This is a genomic window from Bacillus cereus group sp. N12 (assembly GCF_016483575.1).
Lineage (GTDB): Bacteria > Bacillota > Bacilli > Bacillales > Bacillaceae_G > Bacillus_A > Bacillus_A toyonensis.
Genome location: NZ_JAEHBO010000005.1, coordinates 1 through 19386, shown reverse-complemented (window position 1 = coordinate 19386; position 19386 = coordinate 1). Strand labels below are relative to the sequence as shown.

Genomic DNA, 19386 nt, shown 5'->3' with positions numbered 1-19386 from the left:
CGATAGCGTTAATATAAAGAGGAGGACCAGTATGCAGCATGCGAAACAAATCGCAGAACATGCAACAATACAAAGTTTTTTAAACTGTTATTTAAGAGAAACAGGGAGTGGAGAATGGATTACAGAGGATGAAAGAATGGAAAGTATCTTCAGTAATACGTTGAATAGAAATGTAGTCCCCACATATTTATGTTGTCGGCTATCGGCACAGAATGTTACTTTGTATGGAGAAGTTATATATAAATCAGCAACAGATCGCCATTTGTTTGGAGAACAGTTTTATTATCAAATTGGAGAAACTAAAACTGTTATAAAAGCAGATTATGTTACAGTTATTACATTTTTAATAAAAGAGATGTCTATCAACTATGGAGAAGGAACTAATCCTGCTGAGCTTATGCTTCGAGTTATTCGCAGTTGTCAAAATATTGAAGAATTTACAAAAGAGAGAGCAGAAGATACATCTGCATTATATGGTTTCCATACAACTTTTATAGAGGCGGAGCAATCTTTATTATTTGGGCATTTAACTCATCCTACCCCAAAGAGTAGACAAGGTATATTGGATTGGAAAAGTGCAATGTATTCTCCAGAATTAAAAGGAGAATGCCAGCTTCATTATTTTCGCGCACATAAAAGTATAGTAAATGAAAAATCATTATTATTAGATTCTACAACAACGATTATAAAAGAAGAATTAAGTAAAGATGAGATGGTAAATGAGGAATTTATAGAGAAGTACTGTAAGGAAGATGAATATTCATTAATTCCAATTCATCCGCTTCAGGCTGAATGGTTATTACATCAACCTTATGTACAAGAGTGGATAAATCAAGGAGTGCTTGAATATATTGGTCCAGTAGGTAAGTGTTATATGGCAACATCATCACTTAGGACGCTATATCATCCTCATTCGAAATATATGCTTAAGTTTTCCTTTCCAGTGAAAGTAACAAATTCAATGCGCATTAATAAGTTGAAAGAACTTGAGAGTGGCCTTGAAGGGAAGGAAATGTTAAATACGGCTATTGGTGAAGTACGAGAAAGATTTCCAGGCTTTGATTTTATTTGTGATCCAGCCTTTATTACATTAAATTATGGAACACAAGAATCTGGATTTGAAGTAATTATTCGCGAGAACCCTTTCTATAGTGAACATGCAAATGATGCTACATTAATTGCTGGACTAGTTCAAGATGCTATTCCTGGCGAGCACACTCGTTTATCGAATATAATTCATCATTTAGCAGAGTTAGAAAATAGAAGCTGTGAAGAAGTAAGTTTAGAGTGGTTTAGACGGTATGTAAATATTTCTTTAAAGCCGATGGTATGGATGTATTTACAGTATGGAGTTGCATTAGAAGCTCATCAACAAAATAGTGTTGTACAGTTGAAGGATGGTTATCCAGTAAAATATTATTTCCGTGATAATCAAGGATTTTATTTCTGTAATTCAATGAAAGAGATGCTTAATAATGAGTTATCTGGTATTGGAGAACGTACTGGGAATTTATATGACGATTATATTGTAGATGAAAGGTTTCGTTACTATTTAATTTTTAATCATATGTTTGGACTTATTAACGGTTTTGGTACGGCAGGATTAATTAAGGAGGAAATTCTACTTTCTGAATTAAGGTCTGTATTGGAATCATTCCTTCCATATAACCGTGAACCTTCTACATTTTTAAAAGAATTGTTGGAAGAGGATAAGTTGGCATGTAAAGCAAATTTATTAACGAGATTTTTCGATGTCGATGAATTAACAAATCCATTAGAGCAAGCAATTTATGTGCAAGTGCATAATCCACTCGTTAGAGAAGTGGCTGTTCGTTCATAAATAGCGTTAAAATTTCACGTAATACAAATAATGGAATTTGGTATTTCGTCATAAGTGGAGGAGTTTATGAAAGTGGATATGTATCACACGAAAATATTGAAGGCACTTGAATCAGAAGAATACATTTCAGTGCGAAGAAGGGTGTTACGTCAGTTAGTAGAATCGTTAATTTATGAGGGGATTATAACGCCAGTTCGTGTAGAGAAGGAAGAACAAATTCTTTTTATTATACAAGGACTTGATGAAGAAAACAAAAATGTTTCGTATCAATGCCATGGAAGAGAAAGGATGACATTTGGACGTATTGCTGTAGACTCATTACTAATACGAGTGCAAGACGAACAACAAGAAATACAATCTGTGTCGCAATTTTTAGAAGAAGTTTTTCGGGTTGTTAACGTAGAACGAACTAGATTAGATTCTTTTATTCACGAATTAGAACAAACAATATTTAAAGACACGATTGCACAATATGAAAGAAATAAAAGGGAGGAATATACTCGAAAATCTTACGATGAGTTTGAAAGCCATTTAATAGACGGTCACCCGTATCATCCTAGCTATAAAGCGCGCATTGGATTTCAATATCGTGACAATTTTCAATATGGATATGAATTCATGAAGCCAATAAAACTCATATGGATTGCAGCACATAAGAAATATGCGACTGTAGGTTATGAAAATGAAATGATTTATAGCAATACTTTAACAGAAGAAATTGGTGTGCAGAGAATAGAAGAATATATAAATCGTATTCAAAATATGGGATGTAATCCAAAACAGTATTTGTTTATCCCAGTCCACCCTTGGCAGTGGGAGAACTTTATTATTCCTAATTATGCTGATCATATACAGGGGAAATATGTGATTTATTTAGGGGAATCATCGGATGATTACTGCGCCCAACAGTCAATGAGAACATTAAGAAATATGACGAATCCAAAGAAGCCGTATGTTAAGTTATCGATGAATTTACTTAATACTTCAACTATCCGTACGTTGAAACCACATTCGGTTGTGAGTGCACCAGCTATATCAAATTGGTTAAGTGATGTCGTAAGTCAGGATCCTTATTTAAGGGATGAATCGCGCTTGATTTTATTAAAGGAATTCTCGAGCGTAACGTATGATACGAATAAGAAAGCTACATATGGTTCATTAGGATGTATTTGGCGTGAAAGCGTTCACAAATATGTAGATAAACAAGAGGATGCAGTTCCCTTTAATGGCTTATATGCCAAAAAGAAAGATAGTACACCAATTATTGATGCATGGTTAAACAAATATGGAATAGAAAATTGGCTGCAAGTACTTATTCAAAAAGCGATAATACCGGTTTTACACCTTGTTGTAGAGCACGGGATCGCATTAGAATCACACGGTCAAAATATGATTTTAGTCCATAAAGAAGGGCTACCTGTCCGGGTTGCATTAAAGGACTTTCATGAAGGACTTGAGTTTTATCGTCCATACTTGAAAGAAATTGACAAATGCCCTGAGTTTACAAAAATGCATAAAACGTATGTGAACGGAAAAATGAATGATTTCTTTGAAATGGATCGCATCGAATGTTTGCAAGAGATGGTTTTAGATGCACTTTTCTTATTTAATCTAGGAGAGTTAGCTTTCATACTTGCGGATGAATATGAATGGAAAGAAGAACGTTTTTGGATGATGATTGTCGAAGAAATTGAAAATCATTTTAGAAAATATCCACATTTGAAAGAGAGATTTGAATCCATTCAATTATACACAGCTACTTTCTATGCGGAGCAATTAACGAAGCGTCGTTTATATTTGGATGTAGAATCGCTTGTTCATGAAGTTCCAAATCCATTGTATAGTGCAAAGCAACTTAACATACAAAAATCATTTGTTACAGGGGGAAATTATGCTAATCGTTAATAAACAAGAGTATAGTAAAAATGATTTTGAATCGAGATTACAAGTTTACGAGGAAATGGAACAATTTCAAGCAGCAAAAGGAAATAGATTTGCACTTTGTCTGAAAGATCCATTTGAGATTATTACACTTGTGTTTTTCTTAAAAGAAAAGAAATCATCTGTACTTCTTATACATGAAGATACACCAAAAGATACGGCTATTAAAATGGCAAGGCGTGCAAATTGTACGGGACTTTTATATGGAGAATGTAGCGAATTTACAAAATTAGAAGTAGTGAATTCATTACTACAAGAGCCTTCTTTATTGCAATATAGCTCAGGAACCACGGGAGAACCGAAATTGATTTGCAGATCATGGACGGAAGTTGATACTGAAATCGTTGCTTATAATGAAGCTTTAAATTGTGAAGAAGATGAAGTACCGATTGTTATGGCTCCTGTTTCACATTCATACGGATTAATATGTGGTACGTTATCTTCTATTACAAGAGGAAGTAAGCCTATAATTATTACGAATAAAAACCCTAAATTCGCATTAAATATTATTCGCAATACAGAAAAACATATCATATATGCAGTACCATTGATGCTACATATTATGGGGAGTTTTCCACTAGGAACGTTCCAGTTTCATAAAATTATGACATCCGGATCACCTTTGCCCGAAACATTATTTTATAAACTAAATGAAATGACAACGTACATGATGCAGCAATATGGATGTTCTGAAGCTGGTTGTATTAGTATATGTCATGATATGGAGAGTCATTTAGATTTAGGAAAACCACTTCCACATGTAAGTATAAGCATAGGATCAGATGAAAACGAGCCTGAAGAAATCGTAGTGAAAATTGCTGGAAAGGAAATTTATACGAAAGATTTAGGGTATGAATCTGAGCGCGGCCTTCACTTTATGGGGCGTATGGATGATGTAATCAATGTTTCAGGGTTAAAAGTGTTTCCTATAGAGGTGGAAGAAACGATGCTTCGATTAGAAGGTATTCAAGAAGCCATTGTATACCGAGGGAAACATCCAGTGATGGGAGAAATCGTAAAAGCGAAAGTAATCTCTCATATTGACCCAGTACAAATAAGAGAATGGTGTATTCAGCACTTACCGTCTTATAAAGTTCCGCATGAAATTGAAAGTGTAACTGAAATTCCGAAAAATAAAACTGGAAAAGTAAGTAGAAAGTTACTAGAGATGGGAGAGGTTACAACATGAGACGTGAAACGTTAAAGAGTGCAGTGCTGAAAATTATGACAGAAAAAATGGAACTGAAAAATGTAACGCATTTAGAAGAAACAATGCGTTTAAATCAAGATTTATATATAGATTCGGTAATGATGTTGCAGCTTATCGTATACATAGAAATGGATTTGAAGTTATGTGTCCCAGAGGATGAGGTAGATCCAAAGGCGTTTCTTACTGTAGGATCTTTACTTGATTTTATGGAAGAGTTACAGCCGTTACAAGAATCAAATGTGAATAACTAACCTTGGAGAAAGTGGATGAGAGTATGACTTCAATTAAAGTGCACTGTTTAGTGAGCTGTTTTTGTGAAATTATAAAAAGACGTGGTGATATAGATTTTCGTCCATTTTATTTTGGACTATGGGATGGAGACTTTGATATAACAGAAGGCGGAATTATTTCGTATCACTCCGAAAACATTAACCATGATAATTATTTACTTTGGTATGAAAAACTGTATGGTATTAAAGTGAACGAATGGTATGATCATGCAAAAGATAAAGATAGAAATGTAGAAACATTTTTAGAATTAGTAGAAAATAAGCCGGAAAATCGTTATGTAATTGTAATGGTGGATATGTCTTTATTACCAGAGAGGGAAAATAAGTTTCACCAAAAACCATTTCCGCATTATTTAATGATATCGAAGACAGAGAAAGAAGAAGAATGGTTCATGTTAGATCCTGATTTTCGTTGGGAAGGGAATATGGAAAGAGAAAAAGTGATTCACTCTGTTCAAGATAATCCATTTGGTGGTGGTTATTTCATTGATGTAGAGGCGATTCAGGAGCCGACGCAAGAAATGGTCGCTAATTATTTCACTGAGACATTCAAAAAGTATGATAATGAACTGACTATGGAATTAAAAAATTTAATTATAAAAATGGCAAATGAGGAAGAGGGCTATTCGCTCTCTAAGCTTGTAGCAGCAGTAAAACAAATACCAGTACTTGCAATTCGTAAATATAGTTATGAACATGCCTTTGCATACTTCCGTGAAACGTTACAATACTCGGAAGAGGAGTTTGATTATTGGTGTGATCGGGTAGAGGATATTGTACAAGGATTTACAAATGTACAGTATCGTGCAATTAAAATGGCAATGACGAATAATAAGGGTATGCTCGTATCGATTATTGAAAAACTGGATGAAATGAATGCAATTGAACTGCAAATTAAGAAGGAATTAGAGAGACAGTTTCTATCATGGAAAGGTATGAAAACAAATCAGTCTGTCGTAACTCTTTAAAAAGCTAACTGAATTTAAGATAGGGGAGTTTAAAGTTATGAAATATTCGCTATGTACCATTTCATTTCGTCATCAATTAATTTCATTTACTGATATTGTTCAATTTGCATATGAAAACGGTTTTGAAGGAATTGAATTGTGGGGAACTCATGCACAAAATTTGTATGTGCAAGAGCGTGAAACGACAGAACGAGAGTTGAATTTTTTAAAGGATAAAAACTTAGAAATTACGATGATAAGTGATTATTTAGACATATCATTATCAGCAGATTTTGAAAAAACGATGGGGAAATGTGAACAACTCGTAATGTTAGCAAATTGGTTTAATACGAATAAAATTCGTACGTTTGCCGGACAAAAAGGGAGTGTAGACTTCTCGAAACAAGAGAGACAAGAGTATGTAAAGCGAATTCACAAGATTTGTGATTTATTTGCTCAGCATGATATATATGTACTTTTAGAAACACATCCAAATACGTTAACGGACACGTTGCCGTCTACTTTGGAATTATTAGAAGAAGTAGACCATCCGAATTTGAAAATAAACCTTGATTTTCTTCATATATGGGAGTCTGGTGCAGATCCAATAGACAGTTTTCATCGACTAAGACCGTGGATACAACATTACCATTTTAAGAATATATCGTCAGCGGATTATTTACATGTATTTGAACCTAATAATGTATATGCCGCAGCGGGAAGTCGTATTGGTATGGTTCCATTATTTGAAGGTATTGTAAATTATGATGATATCATTCGGGAAGTGCGAGATACGGACTATTTTGCTTCGCTAGAATGGTTTGGACACAACGCGAAAGATATATTAAAAGAAGAAATGAAAGTATTAACAGATAGAAGATTAGAGGTAGTAACTTCGTAATATAAAATGATAAAAGAGTCTCTATTTAGAGTCTCTTTTTTTATAGTTAAAAATAACCAAAAATTACCATGTATTTAAATTCGAATTTGGCACAATTTATATATATATCAAGGAGGTGATTGGTAATGGCTAGAAATCGTAATTCTAATCAATTAGCATCACATGGAGCACAAGCGGCTCTAGATCAAATGAAATATGAAATTGCACAAGAGTTTGGTGTACAACTTGGAGCTGAAACTTCTTCACGTGCAAACGGTTCTGTAGGTGGTGAAATCACGAAACGCCTTGTAGCGATGGCAGAACAACAACTTGGTGGCGGATATACTCGCTAAATGTAGAAGGTTATAGGAGAAAGGAAGGATTCTTCCTTTCTTTTTTTTTCAATTAATTGGTATGGATATATAGCGAACTGGATTCAAACAATAGGAATAATACTATATTTTACCCAATTTCTTTCGTTATGAATGGGGAGTAGTAAAGATGTAATAGCCCTGGTGGAATGAAAAATTACGTTCCACCAGGGCTATTATATGGTAAGAAATATATGATGAAAGGTTCCGAAGTCAACATGTTAAAAAAAGAAAACTGTTGTTTAATTGCGCTTGCATCAGTTCCACTTGTTATGACATTAGGGAATTCAATGCTCATTCCAATACTGCCGACTATTGAAAAGAAATTACATATTTCATCGTTTCAAGTATCCATGATTATTACAATTTACTCCATAGTTGCAATTTTACTTATACCGATTGCTGGTTATTTATCAGATAGATGGGGACGGAAGATGGTAATGGTTCCGAGTTTACTGATTGCGGCTATCGGAGGAGCGGTAACTGGTTGGGTATCATGGAAAGTTGATAATCCCTACGTTTGGATACTTATCGGTAGAGCGATTCAAGGTATTGGTGCTGCTGGTGCAATGCCAGTTGTTATACCGTGTGTTGGTGATTTATACAAAGATGAAAAACAGGTTAGCGCAGGTTTAGGAATCATTGAGACATCAAATACATTTGGAAAAGTACTCAGCCCTATTTTAGGATCTGCTCTAGCTGCCATTGTATGGTTCTTACCATTTTGGGCGATTCCAGTTTTATGTGTAGTATCGATTGTTTTATTACTGGTACTAGTAAAAGCAAAAAAACAAGAAGGAGAAGTACCACCATTAAAAGAGTTTATTCAAGCTATTATCTCTACGTTTCGAGAAAAGGGAAGATGGTTAATTGCCATTTTTGCACTAGGTGCAATTATAATGCTTATTTTATTCGGAATTCTCTTTTATTTGTCTACTATACTGGAGTCAAAGTATGACATTCATGGTATATGGAAAGGGTGTGTACTTGCTATTCCTTTGCTTGTATTATCGATTAGTTCATATATGGCTGGTAAAAAAATTGGAGATAATCAAAATGTTATGAAGAAGTGTATTTATATTGGCTTTTTACTGGCTGCGGCATCAGTCATAATCCCTTTATTTATAAAAGGGATCTATTTACTACTTCTATGTCTCGTTATTATGGGAGTAGGAATTGGTATGGCACTCCCATGTTTAGATGCCCTAATTACACAAGGGATTGAAAAGGAGCAGAGAGGCACGGTTACGTCATTTTATAGTTCGATGCGATTTATCGGTGTAGCAGCTGGACCACCTCTATATTCATTTTTTATGAAAGGGTCGGACCATGAAGTGTTTTATTTGACAAGTATTTTCGCTGTTATTGGTGCCGTTATAGCAATGATTTGGATTAAACCAGCAAAAGATGAAAAGGCAATAAAACAGAAGCCAGAACCGACTGCATAATTTGAAATAGGATTGCATGGCCTATAATTAGCGTGCAATCCTATTAATTTAGTTAGGGAAAATAACTTGTTTTAACATATAAAGTGCGACTCCCCATATGACGAGGCCTGAAATTTTGTTTAATAATACGATTGCCTTTCCAGTTGAGTATAGTCTCTTTAAAAACTTTCCAGCTAAAGCTAAGCTAATAAACCAAATCCAAGAAATGATAATCGTTGCAGATGTAAAAGCCCATTTTTCACTTCCTATATATTGAATAGAATTTGTCCCAATTACACCGATTGTATCTAAAATTGCATGTGGATTTAATAACGAAACCGATATAGCGAAAATAATTTGTTTTTTTAAAGGCATGCTTTTTTCTTGTTTTACATCTTTGGAAGGCTTACTTCTCCAAATAACGAAGCCCATATATATGAGAAAGATAAATCCAATCGTATATAATGTCGTCGTTAGCCAAGAAAAAGTAAGGAGTACAAGGGATACACCCTGTACTGCAATTAATATTAGTAACGTATCACATAGAGAAGCAGTTAATACTACAGGGGCTGCCCTCCAAATATTAGGTTGGCTCGCACCTTGGTTAAATACGAAAACATTTTGGACACCTAATGGAATGATAAGGCCAAATGCAAGGATGATACCGTGAATAATCGCTTCACTCATTATATTACCTCCTACTTTAATTCATTATGATAGTGTATATTGTATAGAAGAAATGAAAATTTGTATCCATCCATATGGTTGGGGAGGTCACCAACCAAAAAGAATGTAAGGGGATATGTATGATGGAAAGGTTAGTTTGGAAGCCTGATATGTCTTTATCGATTCCTTTGTATAAACAAATAGAAACGTATATAAAAGAAAGAATCGTTAATGGAGAATGGACCGTTGGAACAAAGTTACCTTCACAAAGAGATTTGGCACATACATTTGGTGTGAATCGAAGTACAATTGTAATGGCTTTCGATGAACTAGCAGTAAAAGGGTACATTGAGGGAAATGGCCGAAAGGGAACGATTGTTGTAAATAATAATGAGAACACTTCAACATATGCTCCGCCTCCTAATTGGCAGTCTTATGTAGAAACAGGGCTTCATTATCCGAACCTTCCTGCTATTCAAGATATTAATCAAGCTGAATTTTATCCGCATGTAATTCGTTTAGGAACAGGTGAACTCGCGCCGAGTCTCTTACCTGAAAAAAAGATGAAACTAATAATGAATAAGCTGTTGCAATCAAACGTGCCACTTGGGTATGAAGAGCCAAAAGGAAATCTCTATTTAAGAGAGAAAATTGCGGGCTACTTAAAAGGGCATGGTGTATATGTATCTCCTGATTCTATTTTAATTGTTTCAGGAGCAATTCAAGCGTTGCAACTTATTTCTATGGGGCTTCTTCCGAAAGGGGCATCGATTTTACTAGAAAAACCATCCTATTTATATTCGCTTAATGTTTTTCAATCAGCAGGAATGCGTTTAATTGGAATACCAATGGATGAGAATGGATTAAATGCATCATATATTGCGAAATATAAGAAGCAATTTAACGCATCTATTTTATATACAATTCCGTCTTTTCATAATCCGACGAACTTTAGTATGAATGCAGAGAAGCGGAAAGAAGTAATGGAGATATGTAATGAAATTGGATTGCCTATTATAGAGGACGCAGTGTATCAAGACTTATGGTTTGATGAGCCTGTTTCAAAGCCTTTAAAAGCATATGATAAAAACGGAATTGTACTACATATCGGGAGTATGTCTAAAGTGATTAGTCCAGGTTTAAGGATTGGATGGATTGTTGGACCTGAATCAGTAATTCAAAGGTTGGCAGATATAAAAATGCAAACAGATTATGGTTCGAGTTCTATATCCCAGCAAATTGCAGCAGAATGGTTTACAAATGGATTATATGATGAACATTTACAGTTTGTAAGAAATGAATTGAAGAAACGTAGAGATTTTATGTTACATATGTTAGAGAAATATTGTCGTGAAATAGCAACATGGTATGAACCGACAGGTGGTTTTTATATTTGGTTACATATGAATGTACCCGTTTCGAATCGTAGCTTATTTGACAAAGCTTTACAAGAAAAGATTTTATTAAATCCAGGTACTTTGTATGATAGAAGTGCAAACCAATTTTTGCGACTATCGTATTCATATGCAACGTTAGAAGAAATTGAAATAGGTATAAAAAAACTTGCACAACTAATTAAAATGTAAAAGGAGAAAGTAATGAAACAATATGTAATTTGCCAAATTATCGATGGAGATAAATATTTAGCTGCTTATGCAGAGACGAAGCAGGACGCAGTCGAAAAAGCAGAACTGCTAGGATTAAGAACGGGAAATCGTTACATAGTAATTACCGCGGAAGAAGCGAAAGGGTTAACTTATCCGTAAGCAATGTGTGGGGTACGTAGTTGGTAAATAAGCCTAGTAATATATGAAATTACTAGGCTTATTTATTATTAAAGCGTCAAGAAATCTCGTATGAAAATAATAATATTATGAGTCAAGCTGACGGAAAAATCGATTGGTTTTGCGATCTTGATTTCCATTTCTATATTCATCAACATATTGTCTGAAGTTCCAAGATTGTAAAAACTTATTTGCGGAGTTATAACCAGAATTGTAAAGCCATTCTTTTTCCTCTTTCGTTAATTCAAAATTTGTACTTGTAATCGTCCCTGTAGGAATTGTAATTGTTCTTGCTTTTGATTCTTTATCTAAATGCCGTAAATCATGAGCTTGCATCATTGTTTTAAATAGTCCTTTGAACATGGAAATGGGCTCTTTATAATGGGCGGGATCAGCTTGAATTTCATCTTTTACAAAATGAAATCCAAAAGTTGGCCAGCGAGGTGAGGTAGGGGAGTCAAAAATCCAAATGGGATAATTGCTTAAAATCCCACCATCAACCATATAACAAGGTTGTTTCCATTTTGGTGTTCTCCATTTTACTGGTTCAAAGAAGAAAGGAATGGTACTACTCATTCTTACTGCCTTAGCAATCGAGAAGCGATAATTTAAAAATCCGTAGTTTGGCAAGTCATCGGGAAAGACAACCATTTTACCGTTGCTTATATCAGAAGCAATAATTTTAAGTTTGTTTAAATCAGGTAAATCTGTAAATAAGTGAACTCCTTTTTTTCGTAGTAATTCTTCAAGCCATTCTTCTATAAATACATTGGAATAAATACCTAGAGTAGACCATGCACTTATTCCTTTACCGATAAACGGGATTCTATCAAGGAAAGTTTTCTTCATAAATTTGTTATAATCAATATCAGTTATAATTATTTTTAATTCTGAACAAGAATAGCCAGCAGCTAAAAGAGCTGCAATAATAGCACCAGCCGATGTTCCAGCTACACGCTCCCATTCATACCCTTTTTCAGCTAACGCGCAAATTGCCCCTACATGTGCAATTCCACGCACACCGCCTCCTTCAAAAACACCATCAATTTTCATTGCACATACTTCCTTTCTAAAAATGAAAATGTAAAAAAAGCACGTAATATACGTGCTTTTTTACAATAGTTTTTAAGTTTACTAGCAGCCTACAAAGCCGCCCCAACAGCTAGCTCCGATGATGATTAGAAGGATAAATAAAACGATTAATAAAGCGAAACCTCCATAACCACATCCACCACAACTACCGCCGTAACCGTAACCGCCGCAACTATATCCGTAACCCATGTGGAATTCCTCCTTAAATTAAAAATGAAAATGAACGAAGGGAAAATGTACTGGAAGGAATAAAGAACTATCGTGTTTGTAGGAACAATGTATACTATGCTTTTTTAAACTTGTTCGCGTATGAGGGATAAGCCCGTTTTTTGGAAGGCTTGTTGATTTTGTGATAAATGGAGTATAATCTTTGTGCTATGATACAAATAAGTATAGAGATGTAAGGAGAATATATGGATAACAAAATTGAAGTGTTAATTGATAAATATGGACTGACACATTTAAAAGAGGAACTTATTAATACTGTATTTCCTTGTGTAAAAGTTGTGCCTGAGCAGCAAGAAACGGTTGCGATTGGTAGTTCAAAAATGGGGGGAGCTCCTGATTTACCGGATACATTTGAATATCCAATGTATAAAGGAAATCCGTTACATTTTATCGCGCAATTTAATCTAAATGATTTACAAAACGTTCGTATGAATCATAATCTACCTAAGGCAGGAATGTTATATTTCTTTAGCATTGAAAATTATTTTGAAGAAGATGTGAATCCAATGGAAGCTGGGCGCGTACTTTATTATGATGTTCCAGTAGAGCAATTACGAAGAGCGGATGAAACGCAAGCGAAATATAATCAATGCGCAATTACTTTTGAACTGACGTATAAATTACCAGAACTTTTCATTGAAGATGAGGCCGATTCAGATCGTTTCTTGCAATTACTTGAAGAACTAATCCCAGATAACTACGATAACCATCAAATGTTTGGTGAGCCATTCTCTGTACAAGAGGAAGTACTACATGAGACAGGAGAATATATGGGGATAGATCCACAGCAAATGACGCTTTTATTCCAAATCGATTCAGATCATAAAAATTGTAATATGGTTTGGGGAGAGTTAGGAATGTTATATTTCTGTATTGGTAATGAAGATTTGAAAAATCGACGTTTTGAAAATACATGCTGTGTGTTACAAACGTGTTAATAAAAAAGGTTGCTCTTTTTAAAAGAGCAACCTTTTTTATGTGAATTAATTAATATGCATAATCTCATATGACCTATTTTGAAAAGTATTGTATACTCTGAAACTATACGATACTTTTTCGTATAGTTATAGAATATAAGGAGTGACAAGATGGGAAAGACAAGTAAGTATATGACAGCTGCCGCACTTTGTTCAACGATTGTAATGGGAGGCTTACAATCGTCAACTGTATCTTATGCAGCTACGAATCCAACTGTAGTGACGACACAATCAGATGCAAAGTTATTAGATGATTTCAGAAAAGAATTAAAAAAACAGATTGATAATCGTGAAGAAAATATTACAATCACATATAAAACAAAAGATAGAGATGCTAGAAAGATTATGGACCAATTGTACGGCGAGTTTAATAAAATCGTAGATGCTGATGAGTATGTAAAATATAATGTAGCCTCTACTAGATATTCTATTAAAGGGATGCCAGGGAACTATTCGTTTACACTACAAGTGAAATACCGTGAATCAAAAGAGCAAACACAATATGTAAAATCTCAGGCGAAAGCAATTATAAGTTCAATTGTAAAGCCAGGAATGGATGCGCATGAAAAAGTAAAAGCTATTCATGATTATGTTGTGAAACATGTATCATACGACACTTCTTATCAAGCGTATACAGCATATGAAGCGTTAGCGAACCGTTCTGCTGTTTGCCAAGGGTATACATTATTAACATATGAATTACTAAAAGAAGCAGGTATTCAAAATCATATTGTAACTGGTACAGGAAATGGACAAGCTCATGCATGGAATTTAGTGAACATTGAAAACAAATGGTACCATCTTGATACTACATTCGATGATCCAGTACCAGACAAAGCTGGACGTGTAACATATTCATATTTTAATATGTCTGACGACCAATTAAGTAAAGACCATGACTGGGATCGTAGTAAATATCCAGCAGCAACTACAAGTTACTTTGGTGAGTTAACAAACAAAATAAAAGCTGGTAGTTCAAAAAACGTTGTATATGAGCAAATGTTAAAAGAAACAAATTTACAATACTTATCTGCACAATACGGAGCGGAAAATTATAATGAATTTAAGCAAAAGTTGCAGCAACAATTTGCTAGTAAACCAGAAAAGGTAGAAGTACGATATAAGCAGTCCATGGATGGAACAATGCAAGATATAAAGAAAGTATTAAATGAAATAAATTGGCCAAAAGGTGCAAAGCGTGTATCTTATCAAGTAGCACCATATAGTGCAATGGCAGGTTATTCATTAGCGACAATTACATTTACGTATTAAGTAATGAAGAAGAGCATCTGTAAAAGGTGCTCTTTTTATTATGTATCGTTTTAAAAAACAGAATTGTGTGATAAAATAAAAAGGAAGGATGTGGAATTTAAATGGATTTGTTCGAAAGTAATATATTTATATTGATATATACTTGTTTAATAATCGAACTTATCGTTTTGTTTTTCCTATCATTTACTTTGTTTATTAGAAGATTATTGCAAAGTAGCGCTGCAAAAAAACAACATGTTATCAATATGAATCAGAAGCTAGATCGAATTATTGAATTGCTAGAAATAAATAAGAAGTAAAGTGAAGGCTTTTACGAGCAGTTGATCTCCCACCTAATTTCTTTGCTTCCGCTACATTTTGAGGTGGGGATCTTACTGCCTGGCAAATAGCGAGATAACGATGGAAGACGTATGAAAAGAGGAAAAGAAATGGCCGATTATATAAAAGAATTACGTGAAAAAGTAGGACATGATTATGTTTTCTTAAACTTTGCGGGTGGTTTTGTGTTTAATAAAGAGGGAGAAGTATTACTGCAAAAAAGAGGAGACTTTAATGCTTGGGGCTTTCCAGGTGGCGCAATGGAGATAGGGGAGTCGGCTGCGGAAACTGCGATTCGAGAAATAAAAGAAGAAACTGGGTATGATGTAAAAATACATGAGCTTATTGGAGTGTATACAAAATATTTTCAAACATATCCAAATGGAGATAAAGCACAGACAATTGTGATGTGCTTTTCATGCTCAATAGTTGGAGGGAATAAAAAAATAGACGGTGATGAAACATTAGATTTGAAATTTTTCCCATTAGACAAAATGCCTCCGTTATTTTGTAAACAACATGAAGATTGCTTGCAAGATTTATTGGAGAAAAGAGTAGGGGTATATCGCTAACATATAAAAAAGAAGCTAAAAGATTAGCTTCTTTTTTATGTTCTATTTCCACCAATCATCAAACATTGACGCTGGTACTTGTCTTTTATGTTCACTCACTGTGTAACGCTTTTCGATTTTTTCTGCAACGTCAGCTGGAACTGATTTACCTTCTAAATAATCATCTAATTGATCGTAAGTAATGCCTAATTCTGTTTCATCAGCTTGACCTGGCTTTTCATCTAATAAATCAGCTGTTGGCATTTTTAAGTAAAGTCGCTCATCTGCACCTAACTCTTGTAATAAAGCACGTCCTTGGCGCTTCGTTAATCCCGTTAATGGTAATAAATCTGCACCACCATCTCCGAATTTTGTAAAGAATCCTGTTACAGCTTCTGCAGCATGATCTGTTCCGATAACAAGTAGACCTTTTTGTCCACCAATTGCATATTGTGTAACCATACGGATACGAGCTTTCACGTTACCTTTATTGAAATCAGTTAATGATTCACCTAATAAGTTCTCGTATTGATTTGAAAAAGCATCAACGGTTGAAGCGATATCAAATGCAGTTGATTGATCAGCTTGAATAAATTGTAATGCTAATTGTGCGTCATCTTCATCCTTTTGCACTTTGTAAGGAAGACGTACAGCGATAAACGTTGCGTTACCACCTTCGTTACGAATTTCTTCAACTGCAAGCTGTGCTAAACGTCCTGCTAATGTAGAGTCTTGGCCGCCGCTAATTCCAAGTACAAATCCTTTCGCACCTGTTTTTTTTACATAATCTTTTAAGAAATTAACTCGTTTACGAATTTCTACTTTCGGATCAATTACAGGCTGAACATGTAATGCTTTCATAATCTGTTCTTGTAATGTCATTATGTTTTCCTCCTATTCATATTAAAGCGGTAAATAAAAAATTTTTATGTATATATTGGTACATACTTCTATCCTTTATTATTTCGCAAAACTAACGAATATACAATAGGATGTGTGTATGAATATGAATGTAGTCATTATAATGAAACTGTTTCGTTTAAGCAATTTTTTTACCTTTCAAAAATGTAAGGTTTTTGTCATTTGAATCGATGGAAGGTATTTCCCTACTTTACTACTATAAAAGCATAGTTAGTAGAAGGGCGGAGAAGTAATATGAACATTAGAGAACTCGCATATCGGAATGTAACGCGAAATAGACGGACATATTCAGCATATTTTTTGAGTAGTGCATTTGCAATTATGGCCTTTTTTGTATATTCGTTTTTTGCGTTTCATCCGGCATTAAGTGCAGGAGAATTAGGTCAGTATGTATTTGTAAGTATGTCGTTTGCACAGTCTATTATTTACGTATTTACATTCTTCTTTATTTTATATTCAATGGGAATGTTTTTAAAAACGAGAAAGCGTGAACTAGGAATTTTAATGATGCTTGGTATGACGAAATATCAATTAAAGCGTCTTATCTTCTTTGAAAATATTATGATTGGAATAGGGGCAATTATTTTCGGGATTCTTTCAGGTATGTTGTTTTCAGGAGTATTAATTTTTGTAGCCCCAATGATATTAAAACTAGATATTTCCTTATCCTATTACATTCCAATGAAAGCAGTTGTTGTAACGAGTATTATGTTTTTCATATTATTTATGATTATTTCATTATTTAGTGCCGGAATGGTTCGTAAAAATAATATTATGAAATTGTTTAGAGGATCAGCAGAGGCGAAGCCAGAACCGAAAGCATCGAGTATTTCTTCTATATTAGCAGTAGTATTGCTTAGTGCTGGTTATACAGGCGCTCTTATGTCGCATGGTGCTATGGTATTTGTGATGATGATTCCGGTTACAACGGTAGTCATTATTGGTACGTATTTGCTGTACAAGCAGTTGAGTGTCTTTATTATTCGGCTATGTAAAAAAAGTAAACGTTTCTATTGGACACAGACAAATATTATTACGTTGTCAGATTTAGCGTACCGTATGAGAGATAACGCAAGAATGTTCTTTATTATAACGATAATTTCAACTGTAGCATTTTCGGCAATAGGTACATTAGTTGGCTTTGCATCAATGACGAAAGGGATTATGGAGAGACCAATTGCGTTTTATTACCACTCTAAGCAAGGGAATAGTAATGAATCACAGCATCTGAAGATCATCGATGAGGGACTAAAAAAACATAATATAGCAGCTTCAAAAACTAATATCTCATCGAAGAAAACGGAGGAGCAGTCATTAAGAAGCGCCATTTTTATAAAAGAATCAGAGTATAAGGAATATGCAAAGTTAACAGGAGAACCATTTAATACTGTAGCAAATAAAGAGGTTTTATTTTTGTCGGCCGAAATACCAGGACCACCGATGAAAGAAAGAAAAGAAATTACTTTACCTAATATGAATGAACATTTAAAAGTGAAAAAAGTTACTTCGTCTTCATTGGGGAAAATATTAAGAGGAAATGTTTATGTAATCCCTAATAATCAATATGATTCATTACAAGGTGGATTTATAGAAACAAAAGATTATATGTATAAAACTGAAGGAATGAAAGATGAAATTGAGGTTGGTAAAGAACTTACGAGTCAGATGAAGCCTTATGAAGAACATGCAACGTTTAGTGCAGAAGAGTACGAACAAAACCAAAGTTTACAAATCGCAGGACCAATTTTATTTGTAGGTTTCTTTATTGGTATTGTATTTTTCGTATGTGCAGGAAGCTTCCTTTACTTCCGTTTATTTTCTGATTTGGAGGATGATACTCGGTTATTTGAAATGATTCGAAAAGTTGGCTTAACGAGTGGGGAATTATCGAAAGTAGTTACAATTCGATTGGCACTTTTATTCTTCGTTCCGATAGGTGTTGCAACATTACATGGGGCAGTAGCGTTAACTGCGTTAGGACAGATGTTTGAGTACTCACTGTTTAAAGAAAATACAATTGTATTAAGTATTTTCGTAGGAATTCAAGTTGTATACTTCTTAATAATACGATCTCGTTATTTAAAACAATTGAAAGAGAGATTACGTATTCGTTAACTGTGTTTTTTTAACTTGAGTACAAAATTTTCTAAAAAGATACAAGTATTGCCAAAAAGTGATAAAATGGAAAAAGCGAGGTGGAAAATTAATAGAGAGTAAGGGGGAGTAATATGAAAGCAACAGGAGTTATTCGAAAAGTAGACGAATTAGGACGAATTGTTATTCCTAAAGAATTAAGAGATGTATTAGGTATACAAATTAAATCACCACTTGAAATTTTCGTAGATGAAGATAAAGTCATTTTACAAAAATATGAACCTTACAATGCTTGTCAAATAACAGGTGATGTTTCAGATCAGAACATATCATTAGCAAATGGAAACATTACTGTTAGTATAGATGGAGCGAAACATTTAATAAAAGAAATAGAGAAGTTTTTAAAAAAAAGTGAGATTTAGTTTTCATTTATAATATTTTAAAGATTATATATGATTCTTTAAAAAAACTATAAAAGGGCCATTTAATGGTCCTTTTATTCAGAGTGTTGGGAAACCCTTTAGGGTTCCCAACATTCTGCAATCCTTTTTAATTTTAGTAAATGAAAACAATATAA

20 protein-coding genes are annotated in these 19386 nt (G+C 34.1%); 16 read left to right on the top strand and 4 right to left on the bottom strand.

Annotated features, from left to right (window positions below; genetic code table 11):
- The first annotated feature begins 31 nt into the window (after positions 1–31).
- The 8 genes from JDS92_RS04270 to JDS92_RS04235 all read left to right on the top strand — a co-directional run bounded on the left by JDS92_RS04270 (position 32) and on the right by JDS92_RS04235 (position 8927).
- Positions 32–1840 (top strand): IucA/IucC family protein, encoded by a 1809-nt coding sequence (locus JDS92_RS04270; RefSeq protein WP_199631541.1) that lies wholly within the window; start codon positions 32–34, stop codon positions 1838–1840.
- Positions 1841–1906: 66 nt separating this feature from the next.
- Positions 1907–3745, top strand: a complete 1839-nt coding sequence (locus tag JDS92_RS04265; protein WP_000861776.1) for an IucA/IucC family protein — start codon at positions 1907–1909, stop codon at positions 3743–3745.
- Entirely contained in the window at positions 3732–4970 is a 1239-nt protein-coding gene (locus JDS92_RS04260; RefSeq protein WP_098911519.1) for an AMP-binding protein, read from the top strand. The genes JDS92_RS04265 and JDS92_RS04260 overlap by 14 nt, the downstream gene beginning before the upstream one ends.
- The gene (gene asbD, locus JDS92_RS04255; protein ID WP_001250761.1) at positions 4967–5242 is read left to right on the top strand and encodes a petrobactin biosynthesis protein AsbD; all 276 of its coding nucleotides are present in this window, start codon (positions 4967–4969) and stop codon (positions 5240–5242) included. The genes JDS92_RS04260 and asbD overlap by 4 nt, the downstream gene beginning before the upstream one ends.
- Before the next feature lie 23 nt (positions 5243–5265).
- The gene (locus tag JDS92_RS04250) at positions 5266–6249 is read left to right on the top strand and encodes a DUF6005 family protein (RefSeq protein ID WP_000200692.1); all 984 of its coding nucleotides are present in this window, start codon (positions 5266–5268) and stop codon (positions 6247–6249) included.
- Positions 6250–6286: 37 nt separating this feature from the next.
- On the top strand, positions 6287–7129 hold the full coding sequence (locus JDS92_RS04245) for a sugar phosphate isomerase/epimerase family protein (RefSeq protein ID WP_087970057.1): 843 nt from the start codon (positions 6287–6289) through the stop codon (positions 7127–7129).
- Positions 7130–7254: 125 nt separating this feature from the next.
- Positions 7255–7461: an alpha/beta-type small acid-soluble spore protein gene (locus JDS92_RS04240; RefSeq protein WP_000113546.1), complete on the top strand. Its 207-nt coding sequence runs from the start codon at positions 7255–7257 to the stop codon at positions 7459–7461.
- A gap of 236 nt (positions 7462–7697) precedes the next feature.
- Complete coding sequence (locus tag JDS92_RS04235) at positions 7698–8927, top strand: bacillibactin exporter BcbE (RefSeq protein WP_043322897.1); 1230 nt, start codon at positions 7698–7700, stop codon at positions 8925–8927.
- Between the two features lie 48 nt (positions 8928–8975).
- Here the strand turns inward: JDS92_RS04235 and JDS92_RS04230 are convergent, their stop codons facing one another.
- Positions 8976–9593, bottom strand: a complete 618-nt coding sequence (locus JDS92_RS04230; RefSeq protein ID WP_199631540.1) for a LysE/ArgO family amino acid transporter — start codon at positions 9591–9593, stop codon at positions 8976–8978.
- 122 nt (positions 9594–9715) lie between these two features.
- On the opposite strand from JDS92_RS04230, the gene JDS92_RS04225 reads away from it, so the two are divergent.
- Both JDS92_RS04225 and JDS92_RS04220 read left to right on the top strand, forming a co-directional pair.
- Positions 9716–11158 (top strand): aminotransferase-like domain-containing protein, encoded by a 1443-nt coding sequence (locus tag JDS92_RS04225; protein ID WP_199631539.1) that lies wholly within the window; start codon positions 9716–9718, stop codon positions 11156–11158.
- Between the two features lie 12 nt (positions 11159–11170).
- Positions 11171–11338 carry a DUF3933 family protein gene (locus tag JDS92_RS04220; protein WP_000816372.1) on the top strand — a complete coding sequence of 56 codons (168 nt, stop codon included), beginning with the start codon at positions 11171–11173 and terminating at the stop codon, positions 11336–11338.
- Between the two features lie 105 nt (positions 11339–11443).
- Here the strand turns inward: JDS92_RS04220 and JDS92_RS04215 are convergent, their stop codons facing one another.
- A complete protein-coding gene (locus tag JDS92_RS04215) occupies positions 11444–12409 on the bottom strand; it encodes a patatin-like phospholipase family protein (RefSeq protein ID WP_199631538.1) in 966 nt (321 codons plus the stop codon).
- An 81-nt stretch (positions 12410–12490) separates the two neighbouring features.
- Positions 12491–12637 carry a YjcZ family sporulation protein gene (locus JDS92_RS04210; protein ID WP_000540425.1) on the bottom strand — a complete coding sequence of 49 codons (147 nt, stop codon included), beginning with the start codon at positions 12635–12637 and terminating at the stop codon, positions 12491–12493.
- 224 nt (positions 12638–12861) lie between these two features.
- Between JDS92_RS04210 and JDS92_RS04205 the strand changes: the two genes are divergently transcribed.
- The 4 genes from JDS92_RS04205 to JDS92_RS04190 all read left to right on the top strand — a co-directional run bounded on the left by JDS92_RS04205 (position 12862) and on the right by JDS92_RS04190 (position 15815).
- The gene (locus tag JDS92_RS04205) at positions 12862–13614 is read left to right on the top strand and encodes a YwqG family protein (protein ID WP_000368922.1); all 753 of its coding nucleotides are present in this window, start codon (positions 12862–12864) and stop codon (positions 13612–13614) included.
- A 150-nt stretch (positions 13615–13764) separates the two neighbouring features.
- On the top strand, positions 13765–14925 hold the full coding sequence (locus JDS92_RS04200) for a transglutaminase domain-containing protein (protein ID WP_097953348.1): 1161 nt from the start codon (positions 13765–13767) through the stop codon (positions 14923–14925).
- Between the two features lie 101 nt (positions 14926–15026).
- Positions 15027–15224 carry a DUF4083 domain-containing protein gene (locus JDS92_RS04195; RefSeq protein ID WP_098000856.1) on the top strand — a complete coding sequence of 66 codons (198 nt, stop codon included), beginning with the start codon at positions 15027–15029 and terminating at the stop codon, positions 15222–15224.
- Between the two features lie 129 nt (positions 15225–15353).
- On the top strand, positions 15354–15815 hold the full coding sequence (locus JDS92_RS04190; protein WP_000796419.1) for an NUDIX hydrolase: 462 nt from the start codon (positions 15354–15356) through the stop codon (positions 15813–15815).
- A gap of 42 nt (positions 15816–15857) precedes the next feature.
- Here the strand turns inward: JDS92_RS04190 and nadE are convergent, their stop codons facing one another.
- Positions 15858–16676: an ammonia-dependent NAD(+) synthetase gene (nadE, locus tag JDS92_RS04185; RefSeq protein WP_098710961.1), complete on the bottom strand. Its 819-nt coding sequence runs from the start codon at positions 16674–16676 to the stop codon at positions 15858–15860.
- 273 nt (positions 16677–16949) lie between these two features.
- On the opposite strand from nadE, the gene JDS92_RS04180 reads away from it, so the two are divergent.
- Both JDS92_RS04180 and JDS92_RS04175 read left to right on the top strand, forming a co-directional pair.
- Positions 16950–18830, top strand: a complete 1881-nt coding sequence (locus JDS92_RS04180; protein ID WP_199631537.1) for an FtsX-like permease family protein — start codon at positions 16950–16952, stop codon at positions 18828–18830.
- Positions 18831–18943: 113 nt separating this feature from the next.
- A complete protein-coding gene (locus tag JDS92_RS04175; RefSeq protein WP_000648323.1) occupies positions 18944–19231 on the top strand; it encodes an AbrB/MazE/SpoVT family DNA-binding domain-containing protein in 288 nt (95 codons plus the stop codon).
- Positions 19232–19386 lie beyond the last annotated feature (155 nt).